At 63.8% G+C, this 16327-nt stretch carries 13 protein-coding genes; 7 read left to right on the top strand and 6 right to left on the bottom strand.

What is annotated here, in order from left to right:
* The first annotated feature begins 67 nt into the window (after nucleotides 1-67).
* The 3 genes from JAB1_RS27970 (at nucleotide 68) to JAB1_RS27960 (ending at nucleotide 4522) form a co-directional block, all read left to right on the top strand.
* On the top strand, nucleotides 68-3178 hold the full coding sequence (locus JAB1_RS27970) for a polymer-forming cytoskeletal protein (protein WP_139144710.1): 3111 nt from the start codon (nucleotides 68-70) through the stop codon (nucleotides 3176-3178).
* Nucleotides 3179-3266: 88 nt separating this feature from the next.
* Nucleotides 3267-3965: a dienelactone hydrolase family protein gene (locus JAB1_RS27965; RefSeq protein WP_070282919.1), complete on the top strand. Its 699-nt coding sequence runs from the start codon at nucleotides 3267-3269 to the stop codon at nucleotides 3963-3965.
* A gap of 140 nt (nucleotides 3966-4105) precedes the next feature.
* Nucleotides 4106-4522 carry an SRPBCC family protein gene (locus JAB1_RS27960; RefSeq protein WP_071653432.1) on the top strand — a complete coding sequence of 139 codons (417 nt, stop codon included), beginning with the start codon at nucleotides 4106-4108 and terminating at the stop codon, nucleotides 4520-4522.
* Nucleotides 4523-4613: 91 nt separating this feature from the next.
* On the opposite strand, the gene JAB1_RS27955 is transcribed toward JAB1_RS27960, so the two are convergent.
* Nucleotides 4614-6230, bottom strand: coding sequence for a M28 family peptidase (locus JAB1_RS27955; protein ID WP_070282917.1), 1617 nt, complete (start codon nucleotides 6228-6230; stop codon nucleotides 4614-4616).
* A 135-nt stretch (nucleotides 6231-6365) separates the two neighbouring features.
* Between JAB1_RS27955 and JAB1_RS27950 the strand changes: the two genes are divergently transcribed.
* The 3 genes from JAB1_RS27950 (at nucleotide 6366) to JAB1_RS27940 (ending at nucleotide 11737) form a co-directional block, all read left to right on the top strand.
* Nucleotides 6366-7211 (top strand): alpha/beta hydrolase, encoded by an 846-nt coding sequence (locus tag JAB1_RS27950; RefSeq protein ID WP_034784306.1) that lies wholly within the window; start codon nucleotides 6366-6368, stop codon nucleotides 7209-7211.
* 271 nt (nucleotides 7212-7482) lie between these two features.
* Nucleotides 7483-9639: a DEAD/DEAH box helicase gene (locus JAB1_RS27945; protein WP_071653749.1), complete on the top strand. Its 2157-nt coding sequence runs from the start codon at nucleotides 7483-7485 to the stop codon at nucleotides 9637-9639.
* A 436-nt stretch (nucleotides 9640-10075) separates the two neighbouring features.
* Nucleotides 10076-11737: a PAS domain-containing methyl-accepting chemotaxis protein gene (locus tag JAB1_RS27940; RefSeq protein ID WP_070282916.1), complete on the top strand. Its 1662-nt coding sequence runs from the start codon at nucleotides 10076-10078 to the stop codon at nucleotides 11735-11737.
* Between the two features lie 81 nt (nucleotides 11738-11818).
* Here the strand turns inward: JAB1_RS27940 and bamE are convergent, their stop codons facing one another.
* Genes bamE through JAB1_RS27920 form a run of 5 tightly spaced genes read right to left on the bottom strand, consistent with a single transcriptional unit; the run spans nucleotide 11819 to nucleotide 15266 of the window.
* Entirely contained in the window at nucleotides 11819-12127 is a 309-nt protein-coding gene (bamE, locus tag JAB1_RS27935) for an outer membrane protein assembly factor BamE (protein WP_070282914.1), read from the bottom strand.
* On the bottom strand, nucleotides 12124-12912 hold the full coding sequence (locus JAB1_RS27930; protein ID WP_070282912.1) for a hypothetical protein: 789 nt from the start codon (nucleotides 12910-12912) through the stop codon (nucleotides 12124-12126). Before JAB1_RS27930 ends, bamE begins: the two co-directional genes overlap by 4 nt.
* 48 nt (nucleotides 12913-12960) lie before the next feature.
* Complete coding sequence (locus JAB1_RS27925) at nucleotides 12961-13188, bottom strand: MazG-like family protein (protein ID WP_343216008.1); 228 nt, start codon at nucleotides 13186-13188, stop codon at nucleotides 12961-12963.
* On the bottom strand, nucleotides 13095-13787 hold the full coding sequence (locus tag JAB1_RS29335; protein WP_083300053.1) for a GNAT family N-acetyltransferase: 693 nt from the start codon (nucleotides 13785-13787) through the stop codon (nucleotides 13095-13097). Before JAB1_RS29335 ends, JAB1_RS27925 begins: the two co-directional genes overlap by 94 nt.
* Nucleotides 13788-13823: 36 nt before the next feature.
* Nucleotides 13824-15266 carry a cytochrome P450 gene (locus tag JAB1_RS27920; protein ID WP_070283043.1) on the bottom strand — a complete coding sequence of 481 codons (1443 nt, stop codon included), beginning with the start codon at nucleotides 15264-15266 and terminating at the stop codon, nucleotides 13824-13826.
* A 114-nt stretch (nucleotides 15267-15380) separates the two neighbouring features.
* Here JAB1_RS27920 and JAB1_RS27915 point away from each other — a divergent pair, with 114 nt between their 5' ends.
* Entirely contained in the window at nucleotides 15381-16238 is an 858-nt protein-coding gene (locus JAB1_RS27915; protein WP_070282910.1) for an AraC family transcriptional regulator, read from the top strand.
* Nucleotides 16239-16327: the final 89 nt, after the last annotated feature.

Raw genomic sequence — 16327 nt, 5'->3', positions numbered from 1 at the left:
CTCCCCACCCATCGGATTCCTGGATATCGTGCGCTTACTCCATCTTTTTGCCGCCCTGACATTGCTGTTGGGCTCATCCCTTGCCCACGCGGTTACGCTCAACTTCAATGGCGGCGCCGTCAACGGCTGCACTCTGCCGGCGTCCAGCAACCAATATACTTGCGCCAGCCTGATCATGGGCAGCACCGACAACGTCGTCATCGCCAGCGGCTATGGCGTGACGGTCAACAGCGATGTGAGCATCGACTACAATCAGGGCCTGAGCATGAGCGGCACGGCGGCCCTGACCGCCAACAAGAATATCGACATCGGCAATGTCAATCCGCCCAACCTGAAGATCACGGGCGGCAGCCTGACGGCCAAGGGCGGCAATTTCAAGGTGGGGTCGCAGGGCGGCACCGTGCTCGTGGCCGATATCTCGGCGGCGTCCGTCTCCCTGGGCGGCACGCCCGTGAAGGTGACGGGCAATATCACGGCCACGGGCAATATCGACATTTCCTCCGGCTCGACGCTGAATGGCGCCATCAGCGGCGGCTCGATCAGCGGCAACTCCAAGGTCACGATCACGGGCAGCGTGAAGGCCAGCGGCAACGTCAGCATCGGCTCCAGCTCGACCATAACGGGACCCGTCAACGGCAGCAGCATCACCACCAGTTCCGGCGTGTCGATTACAGGCGACGTGACGGCTGTCAATGCGTTCAGCCTCGGTTCGGGCAGCAACCTGAATGGCACCACCAAGGCGCCCGTCGTCAGCATCGAGGCAGCGAACAGCCAGGTGCAGGGCGATATCACGGCCAGTACCTCGCTGACAGTCGGTTCGGGCAGCCAGGTGAAGGGCAACCTGACGTCGCCGACCATCGACCTGAAGGCGTCCGGCCTGCTGGTCACGGGCGACGTGAAAGCGTCCAGCTCCCTGAGCATCGCCTCCGGCAATGGCGTGAAGGGCAACGTCGAGGGCGGCAACGTCACGCTGGACTCGTCCAACGCGTATATCACGGGCAATGCGCTGGTCGACCACATCACCCTGGGCTGGCAGGGCCGGGTGCAGCAAACCATCACTTGCAAGGCGTATACGCCATCGAACCCGTGCAGTTGCGTGACGAACAACAGCGGCTGGGCCTTCAATGAACCGATGGGGCCGAAGTGCGGGCCTGGCACGCCGAGCGGGCTGCACCATTTCCAGATCGAGCATTCAGGCAATGCCCTGACGTGTGCGCCGCAGCCAGTGACGGTGACGGCGTGCGCAGATGCCGCCTGCAGCGCCAAGTACACGAACGGCGCGAATGTCACCGTCAGCCCCGGCGGCACGGCGACGCAGATAGGCAGCAGCGGGGTGGCAACGGCCAGCGTGCGCCAGTACACGGCCGGCACGGCCACCCTGAGCCTGACGAGCGTGCCCGGCACCACGGGCGCGCTCGTATGCAAGCGCACATCGGATAACAGCAGCAGCTGCGACATGAACTTTGCGGCGACAGGCTTGACGGTTATTCCCGTCAATCATGTTTCGGCCACGCAAAAGGCGTTCGACGTCAGCGCCGTGCAGGCTTCCCCCAATGCGCAGGCGTGCGTGCCGCTGTTCAAAAATACCAGCAAGGACCTGAACCTCGCCTGCAGCTATGGCAATCCTGCCGGCGGCACCCTGCCTGTCTTCGCGCAGGGGACGGGGGCCTTCGTGCCACTGGCCCCGAACAACAGCAGCGCCTGCAGCACGGCGGGCGCGAACGTCAACCTGGCGTTCAACGACCAGGGCGTCGCCACGGCCATCATGTCGTATGCGGACGTGGGCAAGCTGAATCTGAAGGCCACTTACACGGGGTCGGCCATTACCGGCGACGCCGGCTTGAGCATGACGGGCAACGCCGATGTCATCGTCGTGCCGGCCGCCTTCAGCGCCCCGGTCATTGCCAGCCCCCAGCGCGCGGGCGCACCCGTGACGGTCGGCATGCGCGCGCTCAATAACGCGGGCAACCTGGCGCCCAACTTTGGCAATGAAAAGACGGCAGAGACGGCGCTGCCGTCGCTGGCCAGCCTGGTCCGGCCGACGACAGGCGAGATCGCCGCGCCAGCCAAGCCGGCCGTGCTGGGGGGCGTGGTCTTCAAGAATGGCATCGTTACCAGCAGCGACATGAACTGGCCGGAAGTGGGAATCATCACCATCGCCTTCAATCTGGCCAACCCCAACGGCTACCTGGATGCCAACATTGCCGTACCGACCTTGCCCAAGGCGTCGGGCTTGAGCGGGGAGGTGCGCTTCATCCCGCACCACTTCATCACGGAGTTGATCAGGAGCAAGGATGCGGACCAGCCCAAGGCCAGCGACGGCATCGCCATTCCATGCGCCGCGCCGCTCACCTGCGCCGACGACGGGGAGAAAGGCCGCTACGCTTACTCGGGACAGGCGATAGGCGTGCGCGTGACGGCGCGCGCCCTGGGAGAGGCGACGAGCAAAAACTATGACGAACGCAACCCGAGCGTCCTGGCGCCCGTGCTGCTCGATGGCTGGGATGCGGCCACGGGTGCCACCGCCTTTCCGCCGAGTACCGCTGATGGCAGCAGCCGCCTCACCGATGGCAGCAAGGCGCAAACGACCGTTACCGGCGTGGCGCCCGCGAAATTCACCCTCGGCGTCGCTTCGCCCATGGTCGCCTACCGTTTTCCGGGCAAGGCAGGCGTGCCGCTGAAGGTGGCGCCCACCGACGTGCGCTTGCGCGCCAGCAGCAAGTATCCCGACGGCGCTATCGTCAATTCAATCTCGCCATTGGTACAGAACGAGGCACGGTTGACCGTGCTGTCGGGGCAATGGATGGTGCCCCACGGCTATGGCTCCGAATTGCTGCCCGTCAGGCTGGCCGTGCAAGTCCAGTACTGGAATGGGACGAAATGGATCACGAATCTGCTCGACAGCATCAGTGCCTTGAACAAGTCGCACGTGGTGCTGGCCAATTGCAAGAAAACGCTGGACTGCGCCAAGCTGGCCGTTGATGACCGGACCTATACCGTCACTCAAGGCACACTGCCGCAAACCAATCTTCTGACTTTGCTGGCGCCCGGCACCGACAAGGCCGGCAGCGTGGACGTTTCCGTGGGCAACCATCCTTACCTGGCCAGCACCGTGGGCACCGTCGTCTTTGGCGTCTTCAAGTCGGGTCCCGTGATTTACCTGCGCGAGATGTATTAAGCCTGGACAAAGGGCGGGCGCAGAAAGTGGGGAAAACCAGTAACATGCCTGGCTGTGGCATTCCCCCAACCTCAGACTGGAGTTTTCTATGAGCACAACATCGCAGTGGATCGATATCGCCGGCCCGGACGGCAGCTTCCAGGCTTACCTGGCCGTGCCGCACGTGGGCAAGGGCCCCGCCATCATCCTGTTGCAGGAAATTTTCGGCGTCAACGAGCACATCCGCGCCGTGGCCGACCAGTACGCGGCCGATGGCTACGTGGTGCTGGTGCCCGACCTGTTCTGGCGCGCCGGCGCGCACATCGAGCTGGGCTATGACGCGGACGGCTGGAAGCGCGCCGTCGAACTGATGCAAGCTACCGACAATCCGCATGCCGACGCCGATATCGCGGCCACCATCGCCGCCCTGCGCGCGCGCCCGGAAGTGACGGGCAAGCTGGCTTCCGTCGGCTACTGCTTCGGCGGCCGGCTGTCGTTCCAGGCGGCCGCGGCCGGTCTGGTCGATGTTGCCATCGCCTATTACGGCGGCGGCATCCAGAATAAGCTGGACCTGGCTGGCCGGATCCAGGTGCCGCTGCTCATGCATTTCGGCGGCCAGGACAGCCATATCCCGCCGGAAGCCGTGCAAAAGATCGCCGAGCGCTTCGAAGACCGGCAAGACGTGGAAATCCATATCTACCCGGGCGCCGAGCACGGTTTCAATTGCACCCACCGCGACAGCTACCAGCAGCGCGCCGCTGCCCAGGCACATGGCAATTCCTTGATTTTCCTGGCAGAAAATCTGTAAGACTGCCTCGCCAGGCTGGCCTGCTGCTATTTTCCGCCCAGCAGCAACGCCGCATGGGCGTTAAAATAGCGGCTGTGCCGGGCAACTCCGGCCGGCCGGGCACGGCGCCCGGCAAACCTGGATGAGGAACCGAATTAAAGATGGCCCAAGTAATTGTTTCTGTAACATTGGCGGCAAGCGCCGAACGCGTGTGGGATTTTATCGGCGGCTTCCAGTCGCTGGCTGAATGGTCTAGCTCGATCAAGACCAGCCTGTCCGAGCACGGCGGCCGCGTGCGCCGCCTGAAAACCACGGACGGCGCCATCATCGCCGAACGCCTGCAAAGCTACAGCGAAGCGGACAAGAGCTACAGCTACACCATCGTCTCGGGCCCGATCCCCGTCAAGAACTACCGTTCTACTTTGCGCGTCACGGGCGAACCGGGCGGCGCTTCCTGCGTGGCGGAATGGTCGAGCGAGTTCGACGCGGCCGAAGGCGTGGAAGAAGTCATGACCGGCGCGTTTCAACATTTGTACGAAACCGCATTCGTGGACCTGAAACGCATCATGGCAATTTGATTTGCCAGGGCTAACGGCAAATACTGGGGTCAGACCCTGAGGGTCTGACCCCGGCCTTTTTTGCTTTGCGGGTTAGTTCACCGCTATCTGCTTACCGTTTTACTTTTCCAAACGCCTCGCCCTTGTTCCATGTAGGAAAATTCTTGTCATTCGCTACTTCATAGCCGAGATTCAGGGTGAACTGCGCCTGCTGCACCATGCCCGACAGGTCCCATGACGGGTTGTACTCGTCCGTCACCTGGTGGTAATCCTTTTTAAAGGCGACCAGGCGCTCGCTCGATGCTTTCGGGTCCTTGACGAAATCGAAAGAACCATCGCCGGAGAACACGGCCGAGCCCACGTTGAAGGCGGGTATGCCGGCCTTGGCAAACGCAAAATGGTCGGCCCGGTAAAAGGCGCCGGACAGGTCGGGTATCGTTGGCGCCAGGCGTAGGCCCATGCGCTTGGCGACCTTGGCGGCACTCGCGTACAGGCTGCTGCGCTCGGCGCCGGCCACGCCGATGTCGTGCGTCTTGCCGACGAAGTTCATGCTGTCGAGGTTCAGGTCGGCGGCCGTCTTGGCCAGTGGCCACAGGGGCTTGCGCGTATAGGCCGTGCTGCCCAGCATGCCCGTTTCTTCGCCTGCCGGCCACAGGAAGATCTGCGTGCGGCGTGCCGGTTGCTTGACGGCTACCTGCGCCATGGCCAGCAGGGCGGCCGCGCCCGAGGCGTTGTCGATGGCGCCGTTGTAGATATGGTCGCTTTGCCCTGAGCGGGCGCTGCCTTCGTCGTCCTTGCCCAGGTGGTCCCAGTGGGCCGAGTAAATCACGGCTTCGTCCTTGAGTTTCGGGTCCGTGCCCGGCACGATGCCGGCCACGTTGAATTGCTCGATGCTGCGGATCTGGCTGTCCAGTGCCACCTTGACCGTGGCGTTCAGGGCCACGGGGCGGAATGCGCGCGTTTCCGCCTGCGCGCGCAAGGCGTCCAGGTCCTGTCCGCCGGCCTGGAACAGCGTGCGCGCCATGTCTTCCTGCAGCCAGCCTTCCATCGCATTGCCCGCGCCGGCCAGGTTGAAGCGCTCGTGGCCGAAGCCGTTGGCGGGCACCGACCACGGGTACGAGGCCGATGCCGTCGTGTGGATCAGCAGCACGCCGGCGGCGCCCTGGCGCAGCGCTTCCTCGTACTTGTAGACCCAGCGGCCGTACCAGGTCAGCGACTTGCCGGCAAAACGCTTGGGTTCGGCGGCGGTCGGTTGCGGATCGTTGACCATCATGATGACCAGTTTGCCTTTTAAATCAGCACCCTTGAAGTCGTCCCAGCGTTCCTCTGGCGCGCGGATGCCGTAGCCGGCGAACACGACGGGCGCGTCGAACGCCACTTTTTCCTGGCCATTCGCCGCGCCAAAGACGATGTCCTGGCCGAAGGCGGGAGACAAGGTCTTGCCACCCGCGCTGAAGGTCACCTTGCTCGATGGCAAAGCCTTGCTGCCGACGATGGTCAGCGCCTGGCGATACGTGCCATCCGGCAAGGGTTGCAAGCCGGCCACGGCCGCCTGCGTTTCCAGGTAGCGCACGGCCAGGTCGCCGCCGCGCTGGCCCGTGCCGCGTCCTTCGAGCAAGTCGTCGGCCAGGAAGGACAGGTGGGCGCGCAGGGGCGCTTCGGTAACGAGCGGTTGGGCGAGGGTAGCCGTGCTGAGCAGGCTGGCGGCGAGGACGAAGGGAAAACGCATGGCAACTCCAAAAGTGAATACGGGAAAACAAAGCAGCGGCAATCTTACTCTACCGCAATGCTCTGGCGTAGCGCGCGGCGCGCGCAAGGCGATTGAGGCCACAATGGCTGCTGGTCCACCGACAAGGAGCGTTCCATGACTACCCCTGACTTGCAATCGGGCAATACCCTGCGTACCGCCGACGGCACCCTGATCTACTACAAGGACTGGGGCAGCGGCCCGCCCGTCGTCTTCAGCCACGGCTGGCCATTGTCGTCCGATGCGTGGGAAGACCAGATGTTCTACCTTGCCTCGCGCGGCTACCGCGTCATCGCACACGACCGGCGCGGCCATGGCCGCTCCAGCCAGCCGTTCGACGGCAACGACATGGATACCTATGCCGACGACCTGGCCGCCTTGCTCGCCGCACTGGATTTGACGGGCGCCACCCTCGTGGGGCACTCGACGGGCGGCGGCGAAGTGGCCCGCTACATCGGCCGCCATGGCACGCAGCGCCTGGCCGGTGCCGTGCTGGTGGGCGCCGTGCCGCCGCTGATGCTGCAAACGGCGGAGAACCCGCTGGGCTTGCCGTTATCCGTTTTTGATGACATCCGCGCCGGCGTGCAAGCCGACCGCAGCCAATTCTTCCGCGACTTGAGCGAGGCCTTCTATGGCTACAACCGGCCCGGCGCCACCCCGTCGCAGGGCGTGCGCGACAGTTTTTGGCGGCAAGGCATGCAGGCGGGCATGCCGGCCGCCTACCTGTGCATCAAGCAATTTTCCGAGACGGACTTTACGGCCGACCTGGCCAGGTTCGACGTGCCGACCCTGGTGATCCATGGCGACGACGACCAGATCGTGCCGATCGCCGCCTCGGCGCGGCGCACTGCCGAGCTCATTATCGGCAGCAAGCTGCTCGTGTATGCGGGCGCGCCGCACGGCCTGGCGACGACGCACAAGGACCGGCTGAACGAGGACTTGCTGGAGTTCTTGCGCACCTGAAACGGCGCGGGCGCCATCGTCCCGAGGCGCCCGCCGTTGCTGTTGACGCATGGAACCGGCGCAGGCCGCAGATTGTTGTGTATCGTTTAATGTTGGCAAAATCACGCGCCAATTGCGTGCGGATCGCCGATTTTTCTGGCTTTTTTACGTAGATATGGTGCAAAAAACGGCGTTCTGCGGCATGCGGCCACCCGGTAAGGTCCAGTAAAGAGTAAACTAGCAGATACACTCTTTCGCATTGGGCGATTCGAGCGAACTTGTGAGTGATTTCATGTCTGATACACCAATTTCCTTATTTTCCGACCTTAACCTGAGCGAGCCGCTGATTCGCGCGCTCAAGGATGTCGGTTACGAAACACCGTCGCCTATCCAGGCGGCCACGATTCCATTATTGCTCGCGAACCGCGACGTGCTGGGCCAGGCGCAAACAGGCACGGGTAAAACCGCCGCCTTCGCCTTGCCGATCCTGTCGCGCATCGATCTGAAACAAAGCTCACCCCAAGCCCTGGTCCTGGCACCGACGCGCGAACTGGCCATCCAGGTCGCCGAAGCGTTCCAGGTGTATGCCGCCCACATCCCCGGCTTCCACGTGCTGCCGATCTACGGCGGCCAAAGCTACGGCCCGCAACTGTCGGCCCTGCGCCGCGGCGTGCACGTCGTCGTCGGCACCCCTGGCCGTGTCATCGATCACCTGGACAAGGGTTCGCTCGACCTGTCCAAACTGAAGACCCTGGTGCTGGACGAAGCCGATGAAATGCTGCGCATGGGCTTTATCGACGATGTCGAACGCATCTTGCAAGAAACGCCGGAAGGCCATCAAACGGCCCTGTTCTCGGCCACCATGCCTTCCGTCATCAAGCGCATCGCCACGACCTACCTGGTGAACCCGGCCGAAGTGACGGTTGCCGCCAAGACGGGCACGGCTGATAACATCCGCCAGCGCTACTGGCTGGTGTCGGGCATGCACAAGCTCGACGCACTGACCCGCATCCTGGAAGCGGAAGCGTTTGACGGCATGATCATCTTCGCCCGCACCAAGCTGGGCACGGAAGAGCTGGCCGGCAAGCTGCAAGCCCGTGGCTTCTCCGCTGCCGCCATCAATGGCGACATTCAGCAAGCCCAGCGCGAGCGCACGATCCAGCAGTTGAAAGACGGCAAGATCGACATCCTCGTGGCAACCGACGTGGCCGCCCGCGGCCTGGACGTCGAGCGCATCAGCCACGTCGTCAACTACGACGTGCCGCACGATCCGGAAAGCTATACCCACCGCATCGGCCGCACGGGCCGCGCCGGCCGCAGCGGCGAAGCGATCCTGTTCATCACCCCGCGTGAAAAGAACCTGTTGAAAGCCATCGAACGCTCGACCCGCCAGCCTATCGGCATGCTGGAACTGCCGACGATTCAGGCCGTCAACGACGTGCGTATCGCCAAGTTCAAGGAACAGATCAGCGAAACCCTGGCCCTGGGCGAACTGGAACAGTTCCAGTCGCTGATCGAGGATTTCGAACGCGAACAGAACATTCCCGCCATCGAAATCGCCGCCGCCCTGGCGAAGATGGCGCGTGGCAATGTCCCTCTGCTGCTGGACAAGAACAAGGCGCGCGAGCAAGCCACGTGGCAAGACGACCGTCCCGTGCGCCAAGACCGCTTCGAGCGCAACGACCGTCCGGAACGGGGCGACCGCTTCGACCGTAACGAGCGCAGCGACCGTGGCGAACGCCCGGCCTTCCCGAAAAAGGAACGCATCCAGCGTCCGGCCGACGCCGGCATGCAGACCTTCCGCATCGAAGTCGGTCATCAGCATGGCGTGAAGCCGGGCAATATCGTGGGCGCCATCGCCAACGAAGCGGGCATCGATTCGAAAAACATCGGCCGCATCGAAATCTATGACGATTACAGCGTCCTGGACTTGCCAGACAGCATGCCGAAAGAATTGCTGGACCAGCTGAAAACCGTGTGGGTGGCGGGCCAGCAGCTGCGCATCAGCCGCGACGGCGACGCGCCGGACCTGGCACCGCCAGCCGCGCCACGCAAGCCGTTCGCCGCCAAGTCCGCGCCAGCGTTCAAGGATGCGCCAGCGGACGCGGGCGAAGTTGCCCCGCGCGCGCCGAAGAAGGAACGTCCACGCCCAGGCGTGACGGCCTACCGCATTGAAGTGGGCCGCGAGCATGCCGTAACGCCAAGCAACATCGTCGGCGCCATCGCCAACGAAGCGAACCTGGAAGCCAAGCATATCGGCCGTATCGATATCTTTGACAACTACAGCGTGCTGGACCTGCCGGAAGGCATGCCGCCGGAAATCCTCGACCACCTGAAATCGGTCGTGGTCTCGGGCCAGAAGCTGCGCATCAGCCTTGACGATGGCACGACGGAGCGCAAGCCTGCGCCACCGCGTCCGAAGTCGCCACCCCGTAAAACGTACAAGTAAGCCATTCCCACGGGCGCTCCGGCGCCTGTGTCGCGGATTGGAGACAGTTCCCCCACTGGCGCATTCGCGCCAGTTTTTATTTTCCCTCAAGAAATGAACATGGTTGCCGCGTTATGGTTGGCAACTGGCGCCGCCATGTGCCGGTAATTGGCATGCCCCTCTGCGCATTTTTATCGGCACAAGCAGCGTATTTATCGACTGGTGCATCGATACATAATTTTTTATTAATTATTTTGTATGCGCGCAATTTAAATTTTACATTCAATAAAATCAATCAAGTTGAATCAAAGTAAATTCTAAAACATAAATGAATTGGCTTTTATTAAATTATTTGACTGGCGTCACTGTCGCCGAGGCGATATATCATGGGTGCTTGATGTGGTATATTGTTTTTATGTTTTTGTTATGCTAGTTGAAAAAAAATAGAGGAGCGACGATGCGGGTCAATACACCTATCACGCAAAATGAATACGTATTAAATGAAGGCATGACGATTGTTTCCACCACGGATTTACAGGGAAACATCAATTACGCCAATCAGTATTTCATTGAAGTCAGCGGTTTTTCAGAAATGGAATTGCTGGGTGCGCCACAGAATATCTTGCGTCATCCCGATATGCCGGCCGAAGCGTTTGCCGACCTGTGGGACACCATCAAGACGGGCATGCCATGGACCGGCATGGTCAAGAACCGCTGCAAGAATGGCGATTTCTACTGGGTCTTCGCCAATATCACGCCCGTCATCGAAAACGGCCGCCCGATCGGCTATATGTCCGTGCGCACCAAGCCCACGCGCGAGCAGATCAACGAAGCGGCAGCCCTGTATAAAAGTTTCAAGGACGGCAATAGTGCCAACCTGGCGATCCGCAATGGCCGCGTCGTGCGCCAGGGCTGGGTCGCCAAGCTGGCCGAGTGGCGCAAGCTGAGCCTGTCGCAAGACCTGGCCCTGCATTGCATCGTCTTTGGCGTGGTGCTGGCCATCCTCGGCTGCGCCGTGTGGAATATCGACGGCGACACGAGCACGGCCACGCGCAGCTGGCTCAGCGGTGCTGCCGCCGCGGCCGTGGCGCTGATGCTGTATTTCTGGGCCCATCTGCACAATTCCCTCGTCGCACCGCTGGGCGACGCCATCACCGTGGCGCGCAAGATGGCGGGTGGCGACTTGACGGGCGTCATCGACAAGGTGCGCGACGATGACATGGGGCAATTGATGGCGGCCTTGCGCCAGACGAATATCAATTTGCACAGCATCATCGGCGACGTGCGCGCGAACTTCGAGGATATCCGCATCACCACGGCGGAGATCGCCACGGGTAATATGGACCTGTCCAGCCGCACGGAATCGCAGGCGTCCAGTCTGGAGCAGACGGCAGCGAGCATGGAAGAGCTGACTTCCACGGTGCAGAACAGCGCCGACCACGTGGCCACGGCCAATGACCTGGCGGCGCAGGCGTCCACCGTCGCGGCCAAGGGCGGCACCATCGTCAGCGAAGTGGTCACCACGATGGACGAGATCAGCACGTCGTCGCGCAAGATTCTCGACATCATCGGCCTCATCGACGGCATCGCCTTCCAGACGAATATCCTCGCCTTGAACGCAGCCGTGGAAGCGGCGCGCGCGGGCGAGCATGGCCGCGGCTTCGCCGTCGTGGCCGGTGAAGTGCGCAGCCTGGCGCAGCGCTCGGCAACGGCAGCAAAAGAGGTGAAAAACCTGATCGACCATTCGATCGCCACCGTGAACGCGGGCAGCGTGCTGACCAGCAATGCGGGCGCCACCATGACGGAAGTGATCGCCTCGGTGGCCCGCGTGACGGAAGTGATGGACGAGATTTCCTCCACCACGCGCGAGCAGAACCAGGGCATCGGGCAAGTCAACCAGGCCGTCATCCACATGGATGGCATCACGCAGCAGAATGCGGCGCTGGTGGAGCAGGCGGCGGCCGCCGCCACCAACCTGGCGCAGCGCACCGACAGCGTGGCCCAGTCGATCGGCATCTTCAAATTGAAGACGTCGCCCAAGCGCAAGGCGGCTGGCGTGGGGCGCAGTCCCAGCGTGGCGGCCGGCGTGGCGTCGCGGGCCTTGCTGAAAGCAAGATAATTACCCCAACGGCGAAAGACCGGGGTCGTACGGGGACGCCGAGTCCTCAGGGTACGACCCCAGTTTGTTTTTTGGGTAGTTTTACTTCTTCACCCGGTACACCTCGCCGCTGCGCACCTTCCGCACCACCCCATCCCCGCCAAATAGAATCACATATTCTCCCTGCGCGCCCGAGGCGGCCGGGTAGGTGTACATCCACACTTCATTGCCGCTGTCGAAACGGATGGATATGCTGTCTCCCAGCGCGGCGCGCACCTGTTCGCGCGTGCTGCTGCCCGGCTGTACCGTTTGCTCCAGCGTTGCGTAAGGCACATTCTTGCTTGCCTGCAAGGCGCGCGTGCCGGAGCAGGCGGCCAGCAGCGCCAGCGCGAAGACACTGAGCCACTTCATGGCGCCACCTCGTCCATATAAGTAAATTCCAGCAGGGTATCGTCGGGCCAGCTGGCATCCCACAGGGGCGCGTAGTACGTGCGGTCAAGCAAGACCTGGCAATCGCAATAGGGCAGCGAGGCGGGCGTTTGCTCGCCGCCCGCATACAGCATGGTGAACGGCAGGGCCAGGCGGCGCTCGCCATGCACGAGGGTGACGCCGAACAGGGGACGGTCCGTGAAGAACAGATAATTGCCGTCCGGCTCGGAACACACCTTGTCCGTGCTGTAGAGCATGCTGGACAGCCAGGCAATGATTTGCGGGTCGTTCGAGATCAGGCCGGAATCCATGCCGGCGCGGCATTCCAGGCGCAAGTCGCCCAGGCGCCGCGTGCCGGGCGGCAAGCCGGGCGTGATGACTTGCGCGCGCCAGCTCATGGTGGTGGCCTTGCGGTTGGCGATCAGCACGGCGTCTTCGCGCGCCGCCTGCGCATGGCGCACGGGGGCAAAGCTGTTGTCTTCGGCCAAGGGCAAGGGGATGCTGACCGTGTCGCCAGCGATGCGCAGCTGCACGCCCGTCATGTCCACGCCGGGCTGGCGCGGCAGCAAGCGAAAGCGCAGCACGGCCTGCGGCGCCAGCGCATGGTCGCGCTCGAAGCGGTCCACGCCCTGCAGCATCTTGCGATACGATTTGTCGACAGGGTCGCGCGTGGCATCGACTTTGACTTGCGGCACGGGCGCGGTTTGCGCCAGGGCAACAGGGCCAGTGAGCAGGCAGGCAAGCAGCAGGGAAAGAGGCATACGCATGGCCCGATGCTACGCCTTTTTGCGCGGCAGCCACGCACGGATGACGGATCAGTATTCGCTGTATTTGCGCGCATCGCCACGCACCTGCTGCGCCGGGTATTTCTGCGCGTTGAGTTCCATCTTTTCCAGCACGGCCCCATGCAGGTCGACGCCGCTCTTGTCGGCCAGGCGCACCAGATACATCAGCACGTCGGCCAGTTCGTGGCGGATGCCCGTGCGCTTCGCTTCGTCCAGTTCCGCGTCCGCCCCCGTGGGCAGCCACTGGTAGTGTTCCACCAGTTCCGCCACTTCCACGGACAGGGCCATGGCCAGGTTTTTCGGCGTGTGGAATTTGCTCCCAGTCGCGTTTCGTCGGCAAAAGGGCGCGCAGGCGCGCGCGAATGTCGAGCAAGCTGTCGGTGGGGCGCGCTCATTGCCGCCGCCTGCAGCGTTTTTTTTCCCATGAAGACACTGAACGGATCGTCGGGATAGTCGCCGTACGGCCCGCGCCGCTGGTAGCCGTGGCGCGCGTACAGGGCGATGGCTTCTGGCTGGTGGATGCCCGTCTCCAAGGTCAGCAAGCGGCAGCCGCGCGCCAGCGCCTGTTCTTCCAGCAGGGCCAGCAGGCGCTTGGCCAGGCCCAGGCCGCGGCTGTCCGGGTGTACGTACATGCGCTTGACCTCGCCGAAAGCGGGCGTGACGACGATGGCGCCGCAGGCGCGCGCCGCACCGGCCGCATCGCGGGCGACGGCAAACAGCAGGGTCTCCGGCGGCAACGATGCCAGGTCCAGCGAGTAGACGCACTCGGCCGGGTACAGGGGCTGTTGATAGGCATCAAGCTCGGCGATCAGGGTTTGCACATCGGCTTGCTGCGGCGATTCCAGGCGGATAGTCATGAGGGAGGTCGAATGAATGGGACTTCCCCCATGGTATCACTGCGGCTGCGCCAGGCGCATGGTCAGGCCGATGGGCGACATCACAAAACCCATCAGTTCCTGCGCCTCGCCGCCATCGGGCGTATCGACGCCGGCGATGTCGAAGCTGCCCAGCAGCATGGCCATGGCGATCTTGATTTCCAGCAAGGCCAGATAGCGGCCCGGGCACGTGCGCAAGCCGGCGCCGAAGGGCATCGAGGCACGCTTGTTGTTTGCTTCGCCGCCTTCGGCCAGCCAGCGTTCGGGCTGGAAGGTCCCGGCATCGGGAAAGTGCGCATCGGATACCGTGTCGTTGCGCATCACGCACCACACGAGGGTGCCGGCCGGCACGGCGATGTCGGCGATGACCGTGTCGCGCAGCGCTTCGACGGGCAGGAAGGGCGCCACCGGTTTCAAGCGCATGGCTTCGCTGGCGCAGGCGCCCAGATAGTCGAGGCTATCCATCTGCTCGATCGTGAAGTGCGCCACGTCGGGCGCCAGGCGCCGCACTTCCTCGCGCGCCCGCGCCAGGGTGTGCGGATTGCATTGCAGCATGTAGATGATCCAGGAAATCGTGTTGGCCGTCGTGTCTTCACCGGCCAGCAGCATGGTCAGCACATTGCCGGCCACGTTGCGGTCCGTCACGCCGCTGCCTTCCAGGTCGGCGGCGGCGATCATGGCTTCGAGCAGGTTGGGCGGGTGTTCGCGGCGCGCCGGGTCGTGCGCCAGGCGCGTGCGCGCCTGCTGTACCAGGTCGGCCACGGCGGCGGAAAGGGCCGCCACGTCGCGGTCCAGGCGGCGGTCGACGGGCAGCTTGACATAGCGCCAGTACGGGAACATGGACAGGCTGCGCCGCGCCACGGCAGGCAGGATGTCGTCCATGTGGCGCTGGATCACGTCTTCGCCCGATTCGAGCGTATTGACCTCGGTGCCGAAGGCCAGGCCGGCGATGATGTCGACCGTGTAGCGTTTCAGGTCACCGTCCAGGTCGATCGCCTGGCCTTGCGTGGCGGAAAGATGCCAGCGCCGCTGCAGGCGCTGCGCCACCGTCACCAGCGCGGGGAAATAGGCCTTGATGGCGCCGGGCGCCATGCCGGCCATGACCATGCGGCGCTGGTTGCGCCACTCCGTGCCCTCGGCCAGGAACAGGCCGGGGATGCCGCCCATTTCCTCGGAGACGATGGAGCTGCTCAGCGGGCGGCGAAAACCGTCGGGCCGGTCGCGCAGCACGGCGCCGACGGCCTCGCTGTCTGCCACCACCAGCACCAGGGTGCGGCCGAACCAGGCGCGCATGTAGGGGCCGTAGCGCCGCACCCACGCTTCCACGTCGCGGTGGATGCGCGTGAGCTTGAGTTGCAGGCTGTTGCCGACGATGGGCAGGGCGAAGGGCCCCGGCAAGCGGCGGATCTGGCGCAGTGGGCGGGCAATGTCGGGTGCGGCGGCGTGGTCGAGTGGCGGCATGGCAAGCTCCTGTTTCAGTGGGAACGATGGCATGACTGTAGCGCGCTTGCGCGCCCGCGTCTTGAACGAATACGACATCGTGCGCGGCCAGAAATTGCCGGTACAATCGTCGCCATGCCTGCCGCCCCTACGCCCCTGACCCGTTTGATCGCGCCGCGCACCGCGCTCGCTTCCTGCGTGCGCGCCTTCCTCGTGCGCGACACCACGGCCTGCGCGCCCCTGCCGCCGGCGCAGCGCCTGAACCGCTTTCCCGCCGCGCCCATGTGCAGCATCATCTGGACCGTCGCCGGCGACGTGGAAGCGGCCGCGCCGGGCCTGTCGCTGCGGGACGTGCGCATGCCGCCCGCGCTGTTCGGCGGACCCCGTTCGTATCCGCTGGTCAGCTACAACCCCGGTCCCGTGCGTTCGTTTGTCGTGATGTTTTATCCGGCCGCCCTGCATGCGTTGACGGGCGTGTCGATGGATGCCCTGCTGGACCAGTTTCGCCCGCTCGACGCGCTGTTCGATGCCGACTGGCAGGTCCTGTCCGACGCCGTGCTGGCGGCGCCGGACGACGAGGCCCGCGTCAGGCTGGTGGAAGATTTTCTCGCGCCGCGCTGGCAGCTGGCGCGCAAGAGCGGCGACCATCCTGCCGGCGCCGTGCAGGACTGGGTGCGCCGTCTGGGCGTGCAGGCGGCATCGACGGGCCTGGCCAGCAGCGCGCGCAATGTCGAGCGCCGCATCAAGGCCTGGGCCGGCCAGCCCATGCGCACCTTGCGCCGCATGCGCCGCGCGGAACAGCTGTTTCTCGACGAACGCGGCGCCATCCTGCAAGGCACGGCGTCCTGGTCCGACGTCGCCGCCAGCGGCGGTTACGCCGACCAGGCCCATTTCTGCCGCGAGACGCGCGAAATCACGGGCTTGAGCCCCACCGAGCTGGCGCGGGCCATGCGCGACGATGAAAGTTACTGGATTTACAGAATCTGGAATTGAGGGCGTAGGTCGGATTAGCGAGGCCTGGTCTCGCGTAATCCGACCACATTGTTGCAAGACGCTGGTGTCGGATTACGCGGCTGCGCCGC

The sequence above is a fragment of the Janthinobacterium sp. MP5059B genome, from assembly GCF_001758645.1.
GTDB classification, from domain to species: Bacteria; Pseudomonadota; Gammaproteobacteria; order Burkholderiales; family Burkholderiaceae_D; genus Janthinobacterium; species Janthinobacterium lividum.
This window is presented reverse-complemented; position numbering and strand designations above follow the sequence as displayed.